Source organism: Vibrio sinensis (assembly GCF_003605645.1).
GTDB classification, from domain to species: domain Bacteria; phylum Pseudomonadota; class Gammaproteobacteria; order Enterobacterales; family Vibrionaceae; genus Vibrio; species Vibrio sinensis.
In genome coordinates, this window is record NZ_QVMU01000132.1 from 1 (window position 1) to 570 (window position 570).

Consider the following 570-nt stretch of genomic DNA (forward strand, 5'->3'; position numbering starts at 1 on the left):
ACCGTGAGGCCAAACTTGGCATGTGACCGTGAGGCCAAACTTGGCATGTGATACCTTTTCGGAAAGCCCAAAGACAGCCCTCCGACGAAAGAAGCAGGACAATGGAACTCTTCCATTGACTCTTTGTCGACCCCAAATTTTGACCTTTAAGTACTTTTTCGGGCATTTTCGTGATTTGTGCTATATTACGGACCCAAAATTACTTKTTCAAGCATTGTTTTCGAATTTTTTCATGCATCAAARCTCGTTAAGACTAGATGGGGKATCCCTACATRGCGGGTGGGACCCACGGCGAAYGGTTCATCAAGWCTTMAAAAMAGAATATATACGATTGCATTGCATATACTAACGGATGCGATCATACCAGCACTAATGCACCGGATCCCATCAGAACTCCGCAGTTAAGCGTGCYTGGGCGAGAGTAGTACTAGGATGGGTGACCTCCCGGGAAGTCCTCGTGTTGCATCCCTCTTTTTTTTTTTTTTTTTTTGGTTAAAACTTTATGACTCTATAACTTCTATACCGTGAGGCCAAACTTGGCATGTGATACCTTTTCGGAAAGCCCAAAGA

General features: G+C 44.2%; 1 rRNA gene. It reads left to right on the forward strand.

Features of this window, described 5'->3' with window-relative positions:
- Positions 1–350: 350 nt before the first annotated feature.
- Positions 351–469: ribosomal RNA gene (gene rrf / locus DZ860_RS25400) — 5S ribosomal RNA — on the forward strand.
- The last annotated feature ends 101 nt before the right edge of the window (positions 470–570 follow it).